This window comes from Pseudomonas sp. TE31087 (assembly GCF_057284075.1).
The window spans coordinates 3,372,096-3,387,964 of sequence record NZ_JBXVNN010000001.1 but is presented as its reverse complement, the minus strand read 5'-3'; the positions used below and the strand labels follow the sequence as shown (position 1 = coordinate 3,387,964).

General features: G+C 65.1%; 15 protein-coding genes. 4 read left to right on the top strand and 11 right to left on the bottom strand.

Annotated elements, in window-relative coordinates; all coding sequences use genetic code 11:
* Positions 1-44: 44 nt before the first annotated feature.
* Genes ACZ899_RS15215 through ACZ899_RS15200 form a run of 4 tightly spaced genes read left to right on the top strand, consistent with a single transcriptional unit; the run spans position 45 to position 4,313 of the window.
* Positions 45-2,201 carry an FUSC family protein gene (locus ACZ899_RS15215; protein ID WP_234561332.1) on the top strand — a complete coding sequence of 719 codons (2,157 nt, stop codon included), beginning with the start codon at positions 45-47 and terminating at the stop codon, positions 2,199-2,201.
* Positions 2,191-2,397, top strand: a complete 207-nt coding sequence (locus ACZ899_RS15210; RefSeq protein WP_110735900.1) for a DUF1656 domain-containing protein — start codon at positions 2,191-2,193, stop codon at positions 2,395-2,397. Before ACZ899_RS15215 ends, ACZ899_RS15210 begins: the two co-directional genes overlap by 11 nt.
* A 9-nt stretch (positions 2,398-2,406) precedes the next feature.
* Positions 2,407-3,351, top strand: a complete 945-nt coding sequence (locus ACZ899_RS15205) for an HlyD family secretion protein (RefSeq protein ID WP_110735947.1) — start codon at positions 2,407-2,409, stop codon at positions 3,349-3,351.
* Positions 3,352-3,389: 38 nt separating this feature from the next.
* Positions 3,390-4,313 carry a LysR substrate-binding domain-containing protein gene (locus ACZ899_RS15200; protein ID WP_234561333.1) on the top strand — a complete coding sequence of 308 codons (924 nt, stop codon included), beginning with the start codon at positions 3,390-3,392 and terminating at the stop codon, positions 4,311-4,313.
* On the opposite strand, the gene ACZ899_RS15195 is transcribed toward ACZ899_RS15200, so the two are convergent.
* The 11 genes from ACZ899_RS15195 to ACZ899_RS15145 all read right to left on the bottom strand — a co-directional run bounded on the left by ACZ899_RS15195 (position 4,291) and on the right by ACZ899_RS15145 (position 15,867).
* Positions 4,291-5,460: an MFS transporter gene (locus ACZ899_RS15195; RefSeq protein ID WP_234561334.1), complete on the bottom strand. Its 1,170-nt coding sequence runs from the start codon at positions 5,458-5,460 to the stop codon at positions 4,291-4,293. The two genes, ACZ899_RS15200 and ACZ899_RS15195, sit on opposite strands and share 23 nt — an antisense overlap.
* 474 nt (positions 5,461-5,934) lie before the next feature.
* Positions 5,935-6,906, bottom strand: a complete 972-nt coding sequence (locus tag ACZ899_RS15190) for a hypothetical protein (RefSeq protein ID WP_234560430.1) — start codon at positions 6,904-6,906, stop codon at positions 5,935-5,937.
* A complete protein-coding gene (locus tag ACZ899_RS15185; RefSeq protein ID WP_234560431.1) occupies positions 6,879-7,583 on the bottom strand; it encodes a hypothetical protein in 705 nt (234 codons plus the stop codon). The genes ACZ899_RS15190 and ACZ899_RS15185 overlap by 28 nt, the downstream gene beginning before the upstream one ends.
* Positions 7,580-8,119: a baseplate complex protein gene (locus tag ACZ899_RS15180; RefSeq protein WP_232854742.1), complete on the bottom strand. Its 540-nt coding sequence runs from the start codon at positions 8,117-8,119 to the stop codon at positions 7,580-7,582. The genes ACZ899_RS15185 and ACZ899_RS15180 overlap by 4 nt, the downstream gene beginning before the upstream one ends.
* Entirely contained in the window at positions 8,116-9,018 is a 903-nt protein-coding gene (locus ACZ899_RS15175; protein WP_234560432.1) for a hypothetical protein, read from the bottom strand. Before ACZ899_RS15175 ends, ACZ899_RS15180 begins: the two co-directional genes overlap by 4 nt.
* Positions 9,019-9,034: 16 nt before the next feature.
* Positions 9,035-9,679: a hypothetical protein gene (locus ACZ899_RS15170; RefSeq protein ID WP_232854740.1), complete on the bottom strand. Its 645-nt coding sequence runs from the start codon at positions 9,677-9,679 to the stop codon at positions 9,035-9,037.
* Positions 9,679-11,811 (bottom strand): phage tail protein, encoded by a 2,133-nt coding sequence (locus tag ACZ899_RS15165; RefSeq protein WP_234560433.1) that lies wholly within the window; start codon positions 11,809-11,811, stop codon positions 9,679-9,681. The genes ACZ899_RS15170 and ACZ899_RS15165 overlap by 1 nt, the downstream gene beginning before the upstream one ends.
* Positions 11,812-11,820: 9 nt before the next feature.
* Complete coding sequence (locus tag ACZ899_RS15160; RefSeq protein WP_234560434.1) at positions 11,821-12,345, bottom strand: phage tail protein; 525 nt, start codon at positions 12,343-12,345, stop codon at positions 11,821-11,823.
* A complete protein-coding gene (locus tag ACZ899_RS15155; protein WP_234560435.1) occupies positions 12,342-13,514 on the bottom strand; it encodes a baseplate J/gp47 family protein in 1,173 nt (390 codons plus the stop codon). Before ACZ899_RS15155 ends, ACZ899_RS15160 begins: the two co-directional genes overlap by 4 nt.
* Positions 13,511-13,828: a DUF2590 family protein gene (locus ACZ899_RS15150; RefSeq protein WP_062364661.1), complete on the bottom strand. Its 318-nt coding sequence runs from the start codon at positions 13,826-13,828 to the stop codon at positions 13,511-13,513. The genes ACZ899_RS15155 and ACZ899_RS15150 overlap by 4 nt, the downstream gene beginning before the upstream one ends.
* Positions 13,828-15,867, bottom strand: a complete 2,040-nt coding sequence (locus ACZ899_RS15145) for a phage tail tape measure protein (protein ID WP_234560436.1) — start codon at positions 15,865-15,867, stop codon at positions 13,828-13,830. Before ACZ899_RS15145 ends, ACZ899_RS15150 begins: the two co-directional genes overlap by 1 nt.
* Positions 15,868-15,869 lie beyond the last annotated feature (2 nt).

The following is a 15,869-nucleotide window of genomic DNA, read 5'->3' as shown; positions in this document are numbered from 1 at the left end:
CGGTGCCGGGGCCCGGACCCGCCTTGTCGGTTACGAGGTAATGGATGGCTCCACTGATTGCCTATTTCAGGCTTGCCCTGCGCCCCGGACGCGATGTGCTGCTGTTCGCGCTGCGCACGGTGGTGGCGGGCCTGCTGTGTCTCTACCTGGCGTTCCTGTTCGACCTGGAACAACCGAAATGGGCGCTGATGACAGTGATCATCATCAGCCTGCCGCTGGCCGGCATGACCCTCAAGCGCAGCCTCGCGCAGGTGCTCGGCACCGTGGTCGGCGCGGCGGTGGCCGTGCTGCTGATGGCGTTGTTCGCGCAGATGCCGTACACCCTGCTGGTCAGCCTGGCGCTGTGGCTGGGGCTGTGCACCGCCGGTGGCACCTTGCTGCGCTATACCGATTCCCATGCCTTCGTGCTCAGCGGCTTTACCGCGGTGGTGGTGGCCATGCTGGCCGTACCCGAGCCCGAGGGCACCTTCATGCTGGCCGTTACACGGGTTACCGAGACCTTGCTGGCGGTGGCCTGCGTGGCCGTGGTCAGCCTGCTGACGGCCCGCCCGCAGGCGGTGGCCAACAGCTATTTCGCCAAAGTCGACAGCCTGCTGAAACTGATCGCCCAGCATGCCGCCGAGGTGATCCGCACCGAAGAGGACGAGGCCGCATTCGGTCAGCGTCAGGCCCGGTTGATCGCCGAGGTCAGCGCGCTGGAGGGGTTGCGTCGGCACCTGTACTTCGATGCCCCGCACCTGCGCAGCGGCGATGGACTGGTGCAACTGTTCGCCAACCAGCTGGTGCTGCTGGTTTCGCGACTGCTGGTGCTGCGCCAGCAGCGTGAACTGATCAAGGCGCACTGGCAGGGGCCGCTGCCCGCGGATATCCAGCTGCTGCGCGACGCCGAACTGGCGAGCCTGGATGCGCTGGCACGTGACGGTATGGCGCTCTCGGCAGCGGATCGCGAGGCCCTGCGCACCCTGCACAAGGGCTTCGATGACGCCGCCGACCGTGCGGAGTTTCTCAATGAGCCATTGCCCCCGCACCTGCGCGCCCTGGCCTGGGCCTTGCGCTGGGAGCAGGCGCGCCTGCTGCAGCAACTGGACGAGCTGATCGAGCTGAACGAGGCGATCCAGCAGGGCCGTCTGGCCAGTTGTCCCCAGCAGCAGGGGCGCGCCAGCGCCTTGCACCTGGACTGGCCGCTGGCGGCGATGAACGCCGTGCGCGCCTGCCTGGCCCTGTTGCTGATTGGCGGGTTGTGGATCGAGAGCGCCTGGGATGGCGCGCGTTCGGCGGTGATCCTGATGGGCGTGATGTGTTCGCTGATGGCGACCTTGCCTCGACCGCTGCTGGCCAGCCAGAACTACAACCGCGGGCTGTTGGTGGGCATGGGCTTGTCCGCGCTTTATCAGTTCGCCCTGCTGCCGCTGTTCACCGACTTCGAGATGCTTGCCCTGTGCCTGGCACCGTTGCTGTACCTGGCGGCGGTCGGCCTGGCCAACCCGATGACCGCGGGGATCGGCATGGGCATCGGTCTGATCAGCCTGTTGATGATCGGGCCGCAGAATATCGGGGCCTATCACAACAGCGATATCCAGTGGTTCGAGTTCGCCGGTGGCTACCTGGTGGCCGGGGTGCTGGCGATGGCCGTGTTCGCGCTGGTCTTTCCGTTCAATGCGCAGAAACGCATCGCCCGATTGTTTCGCCAGACCCGTGAGGATGTGCGCCGCCAGGTGCTCGGGAGCGGTTCGCTGGCCGGGCAGTTCGCCTTCGAGAGCCTGCTGCTTGATCGCCTGTCGGCGCTGATTGGTCTGTTGCCGGCCGCTGCGGACATGACCTCGCGCGAGCGTGTCGAGTGCGCGCTGGTATGCCCGGCGCTGGCCATCGCCCTGGGCCAGGCGCGTGCCTTGTGCAACAGTGACCTGGCGTTGCCGGCGGCGACCCGCACACGCTTGCGGGAAAGCCTGCAGGGCGTCGCCGACTTCGTCGGTGGCCAGGGCGCGGTGGCGCTTGATCCGCTGTTGCGGGAACTGGACGATCAGGCGCAGTTGCTCGATGCCCTGCATGGCGCGTCAGGGCAGATGGGGCGTGACGCCTTGCGCCGACTGTTCATCCTGCGGGTGGCACTGGCGGTGGCCGGACAGTTGCTGGCGCGTTATCGCCAGGTGCTGGAAGCTGAACGATCGCGGCTGTTGCCGGAGGTGGCCAATGCCCATTGATTTCGAGGTGGGCGGGGTCTACCTGCCGCCCATCGCCCAGGCGCTGCTGCTGGCGCTGCCGTTGTTTGTGCTGGTCGATGCCTTGTTGCGCCGGGTGGGCGTGCTGGCATTCGTCTGGCATCCGGCGCTGTTCCAAGGTGCCTTGTACACCGCGATTTGCGCGGCCTTGTTGTTGTGGATGGGAGTGAGCAGGTAGATGTCGTCGATCAAGCCACTGTTGTCGCGCAGCCTGACCCTGGTCATGCTGGCCGTTGCCATCGTGCTGGGCTGGCTGGCCTGGACGCACTATACCCAGGCGCCCTGGACCCGCGACGCACGGGTGCGGGCCGATGTGGTCACCCTGGCGGCGGAGGTCAGCGGCCGGATCGTCGCCCTGCCGGTGCGGGACAATCAGTTCGTGCACAAGGGCGACCTGCTGTTGCGCATCGACCCGGCGCGCTATGAACTGGCCGTGCTGCATGCCCGGCGCGCGGTCGAGGTGGCACGGGCAGCCTTGGGGCAGTCGCAGGCGAACATCGTTGCCAACCAGGCGTTGCTCAAGCAGCGGCGTAGCGAGGAACAGCGCCGCGGCAAGCTGCAGTCACTGTCGGCCATTTCCGCCGAGGAGTGGGAAAAGTCCAAGACTGATGTGGCTGTGGCCCAGGCCGACCTGCTGCGCGAGCAGTCCAGCCTCGGCCTGGCGCAAGCCAATGTGCAACTGGCCGAAGCCACGCTGGAACAGGCACAGCTCGACCTGCAGCGCACCGAGGTGCTGGCGCCGGTCAATGGTCATGTCACCAACCTGCTGACCCGTCAGGGCGACTTCGCGCAACCGGGGGCCGCGTTGCTGGCGCTGGTGGACAGCGATTCGTTCCATGTCAGTGGCTACTTCGAAGAGACCAAGCTGCCGCGCATCGCCGTCGGCAGTCGGGCGCGCATCGTGCTGATGAATGGCCAGGCGTTGCAGGGCACGGTGGAGAGCATCGCCTACGCCATCACCGACCGTGAGAACCAGCCGGGCAACCGCCTGCTGGCCAACGTCAACCCGAACTACACCTGGGTCAAGCTGGCCCAGCGCGTGCCGGTACGCCTGCGCCTGGAGCCCCAGGCTGCCGAGGCGCCTCCTTTGCGGGCCGGGACCACCGCCACTGTGACGATCCTCGAAGAATGACGGATGATGCAGCGGTGAGCCGTGGACGAGTGTTGCCGATGTTCGATCTGAACGACCTTTATCTCTACGCCAAGGTGGTGGAGCATGGCGGCTTCGCGCCTGCCGGGCGCATCCTTGGCCTGCCCAAGTCACGCCTCAGCCGGCGCGTGGCCAAGCTCGAGGAGCGCCTGGGTGTGCGCCTGATCCAGCGCTCCACGCGGCAGTTCCAGGTGACCGAGGTGGGCCTGGAGTATTACCGCCATTGCCTGGGCATGCTCGAGCAGGCCGTTGCCGCCGAGGATGCGGTCGAGCGCAACCGCGCCGAGCCTCGCGGCATCGTGCGCCTGGCCAGCAGCACCGCGCTGCTCGATTCGCGCCTGGCGCCGATGCTGGCGAGCTTCATGGCGCAATGCCCGGTGGTCGAGCTGCTGGTCAAGAGCTACAACCGGCGGGTGGATGTGATCGGCGAGGGTTTTGACCTGGTGCTGAGCGTGCAGCACCAGCCACTGGAAAGCAGCGAGCTGATCATGCGTCGCCTGGCCCCGAGCCGGCAGTGCCTGGTAGCCGCGCCGGGCCTGTTGGCCGAACACGGGCGGCCCATGTCGCCGGAAGGGCTTCAGGCCCTGCCGAGCCTGAACTGGGGCGCCAATGTGCAGGACGCCAGCTGGATGCTGGTCGGGCCCGCAGGCGCCGAGGTTGCCGTGCGCCATCGCCCCCGTGTGGTGTCGGACGACCTCGCGGTACTGCGCGAGGCCGCCCTGGCCGGCGTGGGTGTGGTGCTGCTGCCCGAGGAGGCAGTGCGCGACGATCTGGCTGGCGGGCGGCTGGCGCATGTCCTCGACGACTGGGCGCCCCGGGAAGGGGAGGTGGTGGCGCTGTTCCCTTCCCGTCGCGGGTTGATGCCCGCGGTGCGCAAGCTGATCGACTACCTGGCCGATGCCTTCGAGCAGCAGCAGGCCGCTACGCCGGTTCGCGCTCGCTGAAGCCAGGCACGGCAGGTGGACGCGCCGACCAGAACGCCAGGCCCGCCGCCAACGCGGTCAGCGCGGCGCCAGCCCAGGGGGTGGCCGCCAGCGTCGCCCCGGTTATCACCGCGCCGCCGATGGCCGAGCCTAGCCCGACGCCCAGGTGCATGGCCGACATGTTCAGGCTCATGCCGGCCGGGAAGGTGTCCGCGCCACGGGTCGCCAGGTAGCTCTGCACCACTGGCGAGGTGGTCCAGCTCAGCCCGCCCCAGAGCATCATCGCCGGCAGGAACAGCCAGGGCGTGCCGACGCTCAGGGGCAATACCAGCAGGCTGGCGAGATAGAGCAGTGGCGCCAGGGTGATGGAGCGACCTGCACCGAGCCGGTCCGCCATCCAGCCGCCGACATAGCCGCCCGAGACGCCGGCGATACCGAAGACGGCAAACAGGGCCGCCAGCCATTGCACCGGTATGTCGGCGACCTGTCGGGCATAGGGGGCGAGGTAAGCGAACACCGTGAAGTGCCCGGCGATCATCAACAGCGACACGCCCTGGGCGGCCACCAGGCGGCTGTCGCGCAGATGGCGCAGGTAGCTGCCCAGGGCGATGCGTTCGCTGCTCTGCAGTTGCGGCAGTCCGTGCCAGGCCATCAGCAGCACTGCGATCGCCAGCAGGCTCAGGCCAGTGAACACCCCGCGCCAGCCCAGCACGTCGCATAGCAGCATTCCGGCGGGCACGCCCAGCACGAGTGAACTGCAGATACCCATGAAGATCACGCCAATGGCTCGGCCACGCAGGGCCTCGGGCACCAGGCGCGTGGCCATCAGGGTGCAGGTCAGGCAGGTGAGGGCGCTGGTCGTGGCCATGCCGATGCGGGCAAGCAGCAGCGCGGTGTAGCCCGGCGCCAGGGCCGCGGCGAGGTTGCACATGGCGAACAGGGCCAGGGTGATGCAGAGCAGTCGCCGCAACGGGAAACGGGTGGTCAGCAGGGGAGAGAAGGGTGCGGCGAGGGCGAAGCTCAGGGAGAAGACCGTGGTCAGTTGTCCGGCGATCCCCAGCGGGACCTGCAGGCCATCGGCCAGGGCCGGCAGGATGCCGACCGTGATGTTTTCCGCCATGCCCGTGGCGAATGTCGCCAGGGCCAGCAGCCAGATACGCGGGCTCATATGTTGCCTCCGATAAACGGGCCGGCCAAGGTCCGGACCCATTTGTCCCGACGGTTGACCGGCAGTGGTCAGGTCCATCGGGTTTCGAGGCAGTGCTTCGGTTATCCCGGTTCAAGCAGGAGGGATTGTAGACGGTTGTGCGCAGGCGATGAAGCCTTGGATTCTTTCAGGCTGAACAGGACTCTATGGGCTGGGAGGTCGCGCAGGGCATCATCACCAGCGTGGGAGCGGGCTTGCCCCGCGATTATCTGCATGGCACCGGCTTCGCCGGTGATCGCGGGGCAAGCCCGCTCCCACGCTGGTGATGCTGCAAAGCTGTTCCCGATGGATTAAATCCAAGTCTGCTGGCAGTCAGTCGTGTGAACACTCAACTTTTTCCGCCCCAAACGCAACGCGGGGCCAGCCCGCTCCCACAGGCTCAAGGCTGAACCTGTGGGAGCGGGCTGGCCCCGCGAATACGAAATGCCTTGAAGATCACAGCGTGATCGGCTTCAACTTGAGTCCCATGGCCTTGGCCCGCACCGCTGCGCCGCTGAAGGCTGCCGCATTGCCAGGTGGTGGCGTGGGACCGTGCACATGCCCGGCCAGCTCGGTGTTCATTTCCTGAACCAGGTCGAGCAGGTCGCAGAGCACCTGCAGCACGTTCACCGTCTCGGAGCCCAGCCAGGTCTTCGGCGCCTGCAGGCGCTGGCTGATCTTCACCACGCTGTGGCGCAGGCCCTCGATCCGCTCCTGGACGTCGCCGCCAATCGCTGCGTTGAGCTTCTGCCCCACCGCCAGGTTCAGGTCGCGCCCGGTGGCTTGGTGCAAGTCATCGAGGGCAGCCAGGCTGGCGGAGCCGCCGGACAGCAGCTTGAGCGCGCCGAGGGCCTCGATCTTCTTCACCCCGCCGACGGTCTCGGTCGAGTGGTCGTCCACCATCCGGGCATGGCTCTGGAACTGCTCGGTGTTGGCCAGCGCCTCGACCTCGCGCTCGATCGCCTTGTCGCGGATCCGGCCGTCCGTCTGTCGCAGCCAGTTGCCGTCGGCGTCGGCGCGTTGCTGGCAGGCCTCGCTGTGCTGCCACACCAGGTCGCCCTTCGGCACCTTGGGCAGGCTCAGCCCGTGGGGCAGGATCTGCTGGATGAACGGCTTGTGCGGCAGCCCGTAGGCGAACGACAGCACCACGGTGGTGCCTTCCTCGGGGAAACCGAACATGCCGCGCTCCTGGCCGCCCATGGGTGCCGGCAGCGGCAGGCTGGTGAACACCGGCAACGCCGGGTCGGGCTCGCCGTCCGGCAGCAGCACCTGGACATCGACGCCGAAGCGCGGGCGGAAATCGTCGCACAGCCCGGGCGCCGTCGGCGCATCGGGCACCGCGACCACGCGGCCGAAGCGCGGCAGGTGATAGCCGCCGGTGATTTCGGGGAACTGGCGCGCTACGGCGCGGCGGATTGCGTCTTCCATCGTATGGCCATCTGGCTGTCGGCCAGCGCGACGTGGGTCACGCGCTCGCCGTGGTTGATCGGTGCGCCCGGACGCAGCCCCGGCAGGGCCGCAATGCTGGCGCTCTGGTTGCCCTGGTAGTTGTCGAACAGCTCCATGGGCAGTTGCAGCGCGGGGCGCGCGCCGAAGTAGCTGTCGGCCCAGCTGCCCACGTATACCTCGCCGTTGCCCTGCTGCTGCCAGATGAAGTCGGGGATGTCGAAGACCTGGGCCAGGCTTTCCATGGCCTGGAAGCCGGCGGCCAGGCTGTAGAAGAACGGCGCACGCACCGACGCGTAGGGCCGCTCGGGCACGCGAAAGCGCAGGCCGGTCTGCTGGCCGACCTGATCGAGCACGCCGCGCAGGTCGACGTGGCGCAGGTTCATCGGCAACGGCCTGGCCAGGATCGCCGCCAGCTCCCGGCAGAACAGCAACTGCTGGCTGGCGTTGGCGCTGGTGCAGCGCTCGACGTAGCCGATGAAATGCCGTTGCAGGGGACTGTCGTTGTAGCCGATGTCGAGGGTGACCAGGCCCTTGAGGGGCGCCTCGGCCCGGACGATGAAGGTCGCCCGCCCCGGGTTGCGCAGTTCCAGGCGCACGTCCGCCCTGACCAGGTCGTAACGCTCGCCGCCGACATTGAGTACCTGATGCAGCTTCATGACTTCTCTCCCAGCCAGTCATCCACTTTTTTCAGCAGGCGCTCGAAGCTGGTCAGCTCCGGGTCCTTCTCCTCTTCCTCCTCTTTCGCGCCCACCGCCGCCCCTGGAGCGGCCTGGGCCTTGACGCGTTTTTTGGCGCGGCGCTTCTCGACCTTTTCCGGGTTGGAGGTCTTTTCGGCCAGGCCAAACTGCACCCGCCAGCAGGCCAGCGAGTCGTCTTCCCGGGCGCTGACGCTGTCGGCGAAGCGCACCTGGCGGATGCCGAAGGCCTCGGCGGTGTCGTTGACGATGCGGTAGGTCTTGAGCTGTCCGCCGCTCTCGGTGGCTTCGGCCAGGCGCATCAGGCTGCGCAGCCAGGTGCCGTTGACGTAGGGGATGGTCAGGGTGACCGTGAGGGTCTTGGGCTTGAAGCCCTTGTGCGCGGAGTCGGTGTTGCTGGTCTGGCCGGACAGGTCCTCGGCTTCGATGCGCAGGTTGCCGGTGACTTTCAGGGTCTTGCCTTCGACGGGCTGGCCGTCCAACAGTAGCAGTGTCATAAACCCACCATTTCACGAACGAAGCTCAGGCCCTTGGCCGAGCCGACCAGGATCACGCCAGCGCTCATCACCCATTCATGCCCCGGGGCATCGCCTTCGAGCAGCATGCGGCGCAGTTGTGTGTTGTTGCCCGGACCCAGCAGGCGGGTGCGTACCGAGCTGTCGGCCTGGCCGCCTTCCAGCAGCTGGCGCAGGTCGGCCAGGCGCTGGTCGCGGACCTGCTGCTGGCTGGCTTTGCGCGCCGCCAGCCCGGCCAGGTCGCTCATGGGCGAGCTGTCGGCGGCGTAGCTTTCCAGCACCGCGATCTGCCCGGCCAGCGATTGCTGCGCCGCCTTCAACACCGTGCAGCGCTCCAGCGGCAAGGCCTCCCAGCGCGGCAGGGTGGTGGCCTGGGGAATCTGCCATTTCTCGGTTTCGAGCCGGGCCAGGTGCTCGGCGCGGCGTTGCGCGCGCACCAGCTCGGGGATCGGCATCAGGGCGTTGAAGCGGGCCAGGCCGGCGGCCAGCTGATCGTGGCGGGTGCCCAGGAACAGCAGGCACAACGCGTGCTGCTCACCCTGGGGGCTGCCGTCGTCGGTGGCGTCGGTCAGCTTGTTGGCCAGTTGCTGCAGCAGGTTCGGCGCGGACAGGAAGCGCTGGTAGCCACGCCCCTGGCCGATACCGCTCTGGAACGGCGTCACCACCAGGCACCTGGGCACTTCGCCCAGCTGCTCTGCCAGCGCCTGGCGCCCGGCTTCGATCGCGCCCTTGGCCGCGGCGCCGACCGGGCCGGGGTTGGTGCTGGCCAGTCCCTGCAGGCCGCTCAGGCGCTGTGCGGTATTGGCCAGCTCGCTACCGGCCAGGGCCTTGGCGGCGTCGAGCTGGCCCATCCAGCGGGTCGCTTCGGCTGGCCAGCGCATCGTTACAGCTGTCCAGTCAGACATTGGACAGTACCAGCTCAGGCAATTCGGTAACGAACTCTACACTGGTAGGGGCTTCGCGCCTGCCGTGTTCGATCACCTCCAACTGCTCGTAGCAGTAGGCCCAGGACAGTGAACGCCAGGCGCGGAACGCGAGTGCTTCAGCCTGGAACTTCGGAACTGCGGCTTCCTCTGCGTAGCTGATCGCATCCTTGATATCGCTGTATCCCGCTGTTTGCGCAGCTTTGTCCATAAACTGCTGTACGGCTGCGAGGTATCCATTTTTGCGCTGTTCCCAAGTTAACGGAGGCGGTTCTATTGCCGTGGGCCGGCCGTCCATGGTGGCAATAACTTTTCCGGCTGATTGAGCCCTGAACAGTGCTTGATATTCGTTCAGAGTGATTTCCATCAGTTCGGCCGCTGGCGGCAAACAACACAGAGGGTTTTTGACTTGGACGTTAGGATGAGCCGACTTCGGATCCCTTTCCCTGACGGTGGGCGCTTTGGTCTTGCCAACGGTACCCTCTGGCTGTATCCATTTCGGGTCTGGCACCTCGATCATGGCTGGTTTCCAATCGGGATCAGGGATCAGCATTGTTCGCTCGCCGTGGACTCTGGTGTCATAGAATCCACCGGTTGCTGCATGAAAGTAGATAGTCATCAGTACCCTGTTGCCTCCCAGTAGATGTCATCGGGCGAGTTGAATGGGCCGGAGATAACGGAAAATTGGCTATTGCTAACGATCAGTGTGTTAGTACCGGTGTTGGCATCGGCATAGAAGAGGCTGGTTCGAGATGCCACCAGAGAAACGCAGCGGTTTGGAAAGGCGATGGGGAAGCTGCGATGGGTGGTCATGTCCGACGCACCCTGGGTAAGTCCCCACTGTTTGATAAGGCCAGTTTGGGCACACCGCCACCAACCGTTCTGCCCGAGTGATGCTGTATTTTTCTGAACTGCGCCTGGCAAGCTTGGAGTTGCTTGCGGCAAATTGGTCAAGCCTGAGGCATCACCGTGGTAGGTCCCGGAAATCCACAGGTGACCACCTTCCACGACGGTCATTGCATTGTTGGTTGCCCCTACATGGGTGACTACTTGGGCGGGCGTCGTAGGTCCTCCTCCGGAAAATGCCTCCATGGCAGCCAAGTGACGAACTCCCCAATTGGTCGCCCGCCAGAGCAGATAAGCTCCTCCATCCTCTGGGCTGTTTATCTGCACGGCTGGAGTACGCTGTCGCCAATCAACGAATGCGCCGCCCATGCCCGGACTTGTGAAGGTAATCGGCCCTGTTACCGTGCCACCTGCCAGTGGCAATTTTGAGGCATCAACAACAGTGATGTCTGAGCTGCCGTCGAACGACACACCATTGATCTTGCGAGGGACAGAGAGTTTGACCGCTTTGGCGGCAACCCCGGCGATATCGATGGTATAGGTGCCTGTTAGTCGTTCCGCAGGCACGTAACCCTTACTCAGCTGGTTCGCATTCAAGCCGGTTAGAGATCCGGCATCACCACCGTAGCTACCCTTGATGGTCAGCGACCCTGTGCCGTCGAATGTGAATGCATTAGTTGTGGTGCCAACATGCATCACCACAGAGGGTTGACTCTGGGTTGTACCACCGGCCCATACGTCCAAGGCAGCCAGATGTCTTTCGCCCAAGTTTGATGCTTTCCACAGAGAGTAAGCATGGACGTTGGCGGGGCAATTCAACTGCAGGGCTGGTACACGCGTCGCCCAGTCCACGAAAAAGCCGCCCATCTGCTGGTTCTCGAAGCTGATGGTGCCGGACATATTGCCGCCCGTTAACGGCAACTTCGTAGTGTCTCCTACGGTGATATCCGTTGAGCCGTCAAACGGGATTCCGTTGATCTTGCGTGGGAACTGCAGTTTGTCAGCCGAACCGACACGCATGCCATTGTAGTAACCGGTCTTGGCGGCGAAGTGCTCCACCAGCGGGGTGTTGATCGGGAATGATCGGCGACGGTCCGTGATGGTTCCAGAGGCTGATATATCTGCGAGCGGAATGCAGTAGACCCAGCTGTCATTCTTCAGGTAGTCCAGCTGGTCAGGTTCGAAAACCACAGTCCAACTGGGTACAACATCGTTCCGTTCACGATGCAGCGATACATGTAGCCATACCTGAGATGGCGTCTTGGCCTGAGGGAGGGGCAGGGGCCTGGCCAGTTCGATGCGAATGCCTTCAAGATAGGCTAGACCAGTTGCCAGTTGATAACCTGTACCGCTTTTCACGACCCCGAGGCCGTCGCCGAAGAAGCACGCTCGCCCATACACGTCGCGGTTGCTCAGGCGCTCGCGCTCGTCGATGCCCTTCAGGCGCACGGTGAAATCGTGCTGCCAGGTGCTGGCATCGATGGTAATGCCGGTCAGTTCCTGGGCGCCGCTGTACTCCACCAGGATGTTGCGGGTGACGTTGTTGCCGATCTGCAGCGGCGGGATGTTGCGCCGCTTCTGCTGCAGCGGCAGGTAGGCCACGGCGAACAGCACGCCCTCGGCGCTTTCCAGGCCCATCCAGTTCCAGTCGAAGTCGCCGATGTCGCTGCCCAGCATCGAGCTGTAGACGACCTGGTTGGGGTTCACGTAGCCGCTGTTGCCCGCCGGGATGTCGTAGCTGTGCACGATCTGGCTGGCCGGCGGTTTGGTCGCGGCGCGGTCGATTGGCGTGTTCGGGTCGAGCCCGGGCACATTGGCGTAGATGAAGCGGGTGATTTGCAGGACTTCTTTGGCCCCCTGCTTCTGGGCGATCAGGCTTTCGCCCGCGAAAGTGATTCTGGCCACGGCGGACTCCTAAAGCGTGGCGACCAGCGTCTGCTGGTCGTCGTTGAATTGAGCTGCGCCAATGCGCAGGGTCACGGGGGTGATGCTGACGAAGTCGTAGCGGCGGCAGGTCCGGCCGTACTGCTGGATCAGTACCCGCAGCAGCTCGGGGTTCTCCGACAGCTGCGAGTCGGAAAGGCGCAGCAGGACCACATCCCAGTCGCGGCCGGCCAGGCGTTCGTCGATCTCGACATAGCCCACGCCGAGCCGGCGCAGGATGCGTTTGAGCCCCGCGGTGCTGCCGGCATCGACCGCGTTGATGAAGGCGTACTTCACCCGCAGCCGATACAGGCTTTCCGGTTCGTCCTTGAAGCGGGTGATGTCCCGCTGCCAGGCGAGCAGGTCCAGCACGGTGAGGTGGCAGGTCTCGGCGTCCATCTGCAGCAGCGGCCAGCGCAGCCACTCGGTCACCCTGGCCCACCAGGTCTGGGCGGCGTCCTTGAGCTTGGTCAGTTCGGGGCCGGTGAGCCAGAACGGCAGTTTCAGCGGGCTCATACCAGGCCCACCCGCAGGTTGGCGATGCGCGCGATGCTCAGCTGCGAGACGATGTCCTCGCTGGCGAAATGCAGCGACTCGATGTCGGCGAAGGCCTGGTGCAGTTCCTCGGCCAGGCGGCTGAAGGAGAACCGCGACTGTGGGTAGGTCAGCGTCGGGCGATAGTCGCTGGCCGTGCTTTCGCGGAACGCCGCACGGATGAACTGGGTGATGCCCTGCTGCAACTCTTCGCGCCGTTTCGCCGTCAGGTTCGCCCGCGGCCAGACCGTCAGCGCAATGTCGTGCCGGGTCTCGGGCATGACCATTACCAGCAGGTCGTCGCCGTGGCCGTGGTTGCCTTGGTCGCGCACGTGGGCGTTGATCTGCTCCAGGTACGCCTGCGCCGGCACGTCGGCGTCGAACAGCACGTAGACGTTGGCGCTGCCCGGACCACGCGGTGCGTCATGGAGGAAGTACACCCCATCGGGGCGCACCCCCGGGAAGGCGGCGATCATGGCGCGGTAAACCGCGTCGGTGTGCCACTGGTTGACCGCGCTGAACTGATTGCGGGTGCGCAGGCGCAGTTGGTCGTCGGGCTCGGGGTCGGCCCCGGGCGAGGTCATCCAGCCGTCGTCGTTGACCACCTGGACGATCCCCGGCACCGGCTCGGGCAGGATGGCGTAGTAGCCGGGCGCCAGGTTGTAGCCGTTGCCGACCTGCTGCGCCTGGACCTTGACCGACTGTTGCAGGCGGCCCTCGGGGAACAGCGCATCCTCGACCGTTACCAGCTGGTAGACGTGGCCGTTGATCGCGGCGGATTGCACCACCACGCCGGCGCGTATCAGCAGCTCGCCGGCGCTGTTTTCACGGGTGAACAACAGCTGGCCCTGGGCCTTGGTCGCGCCTTTACGCTCGACGTTCACCGCCCAGGCCAGGCTGTCCAGCCAGGCGCCGCTGGCCGTCTTGACGAAGAAGTTGGGCAGCACGGTGTCGCTGATGAAACCGACCAGCCACAGCACCGGCTTGGTCACCAGCGCCGTCACCACGCGCCAGAATGGCGAGTAGGCGCTGGTGTTGCTGAGCTTGCTGCCCTGGGCGGCCACTTCGGCCTCCCAGGCCTGGTGCAGGGCCGCCTCAGTGGTGGGAATGCCGGCGTCGGCCAGCACCTTGCGAAAGTCCATGTCGCTCACAGGTATACCTCGATATCACCGAATTTCAGGGTTTTCGCCGTGACCAGGTAGCGGCCCGGATGCTCTTCCAGGACGCGCGCGGTACCCGGCAGCAGGCGCTCGTCGTCCTCCACTAGCAGCTCCAGTTGCAGGATGCAGTCGGCCTGGCGCTGGCGGCTGCGCTCGGCCACCAGGGTCACCAGCAGGCCGCTGTCGCGGATCATGTGGGCGATGTCCTGGGCGATGCTGGCCCGGTCCTCGATCAGCCTCGGTTGGTGGGAAGGGTCCAGGACCAGGTCGTTGTCGTGGATCAGCAGGTCGATGTAGTCACTCATCAGCCCACCGCCATTGCCATCATCTGTTCCAGCTCCAGCGGGTTCATGGCCTTGCTGGTGTTGATCTCCACCTTCTCGACATGCATGCGCCGGTCCTGCGCCTGGGTGGTGTTCTGGATCTGGGTCATCAGGCCTCCCTGGGGAACGCTCGTCGGGCTGGCCGGCGAGAGGTTGAGTGCGGTCTGGGTCATACGCTGGCGCTGTTGGTCGATCTGCTCGATCGGAGCCATCAGCGGGGTGGGTGTCGGCACCTGCATCAACTGCCTGATGGACGCTGGCTGGCTGGTGATGGGGCGGATACCGATCGGCGCGACCTGGCCAGGCAACTGAGGCACCTCGGGTGCCTTTGGCAGATCGCCGAAACGTGTTTCGATGTTCACGCCAGGGATCTTGTTCAACATATCGATCAGGCCGTCCAGTGCGCTGCGGAATATCTTGGTAATGCTGTCCCAGGCGCTTTTCGCGAAGTCGGCCCAGCCACTCATCGAACCGAACAATGTGCCCAGCTCCGTGAATTGCGAGGAGACCCACTGGAACGCCGAGTTCTCGAGCAGGGCCGCCTTGAAGTCGTCCCAGTACCTGGCGACCAGGGCGACAATCGTGATCAATACGGCGATGCCGGCGACAACGACACCGATAGGGTTGGCGTACATGGCGGCGTTGACCAACCAGGTCACGGTTTGCCAGGCGAGCATGGCCAGCCGCAGGGTCCCGAGCACTGTGATCATGGCCAGCACCCGGCCAACCAGGAGTACGCATTGAATGGAGTGGAGGATGAAGACGGCCAGGCTTTTCAAACCGGTCAGGTTGAGCAGCGCCCAGGCGGTCTGCATCCCCAGCACGACGACCCGGGCGATGCCGACGGCGACCACCAGTGCGCCAAGGGCTGCGCTCATGCCGGTGATCGTCAGCGTGGCGATGCCGATGACCCGGGTGATGTTGGGGAACAGCTTGATCCAGCGAACCAGGGTATTGCCGATATCGACCAGGCGAGTCATCAGCGGCTGCAGGATGGGGATCAGGGCCTGGCCGAATGTCCTGCGCACTGCCATCACCGAGGCCTCGAGCTGCTGCCAGGGATCGACCATGCCTTTGGCCATCCGCTCGGCCACTTCAAGCCCGCGCACTTTGCCAAGCTTGTCCAGGCTGCCGCGTAAGCGTTCGGCGTCCTGAGACAGCGCGCCGATCAGACGGGCCGCGTCGCCTCCGAAGGCTTTGGTGATCTTGGCGTTTGCCGCAGCGCCCTTGAGATCGCCGAACTTGCCCTGAAGCTTGCCCAGAATGTCCAGCATCGGCAGGAGATGGCCGTCGGCGTCGGTGAACTTCATGCCGAGCTTGCTCGACGCGCTGTCGATGTTGTCGAGAAACGCCTTGTACAGCCCACCGGCATCGCTGCCTTGCATGGTGCTGGACAGGCTGCCGAGCACGGCCATCTGTTCGGCCAGATCGATGCCGGCCGCAGAGGCACTCGCGCCCGCGGCCTTGAAACCGTCCTTCATCTGTTCGCCGCTGGTGCGGAACAGTTGGACCGCCAGGGCGGTCTGCCCACCCAGTACCTTGACCCATTGGCCCTTGCCCATGGCGTCGGCCTGCTGTTTCTGCAGGTTGTACATCGTACCGACGTACTCGGCCATTACCCCCTGATCGGACTTGGTGGCCTTGGCCAGCACGTTGCTGGTGTAGGTGAAAGTGGCCAATTGGGAGCCGGTCAGGCCTTTGATCGCACCTTCGATCTTGTACGCCGAGGCGACAAAGTTGCGGGCGTTCTCGCCATAGGCGATGGAGAATTTGAGGGCCTTCCTGTCGAGGGCATCCAGGGCGTCTTCGGCCACGCCAAGCGAGCGGAGGTCAGCCAGGGCGCGGTTCATTTCCAGGGCTGGCGCCAGCGAGGTACCGATTCCGCTTAGCGAGCCTTGCAGCTTTTTCGTTCCATCGGCCAGGTCGCTGATGCCTTTGGTGATCTTTTCCAGAGGCGCGCTGACTTTGTCGGTCAGTTGCAGGATGTAGTCCAGCCGACTGGTTGCGTTAACTGTGCTCATGG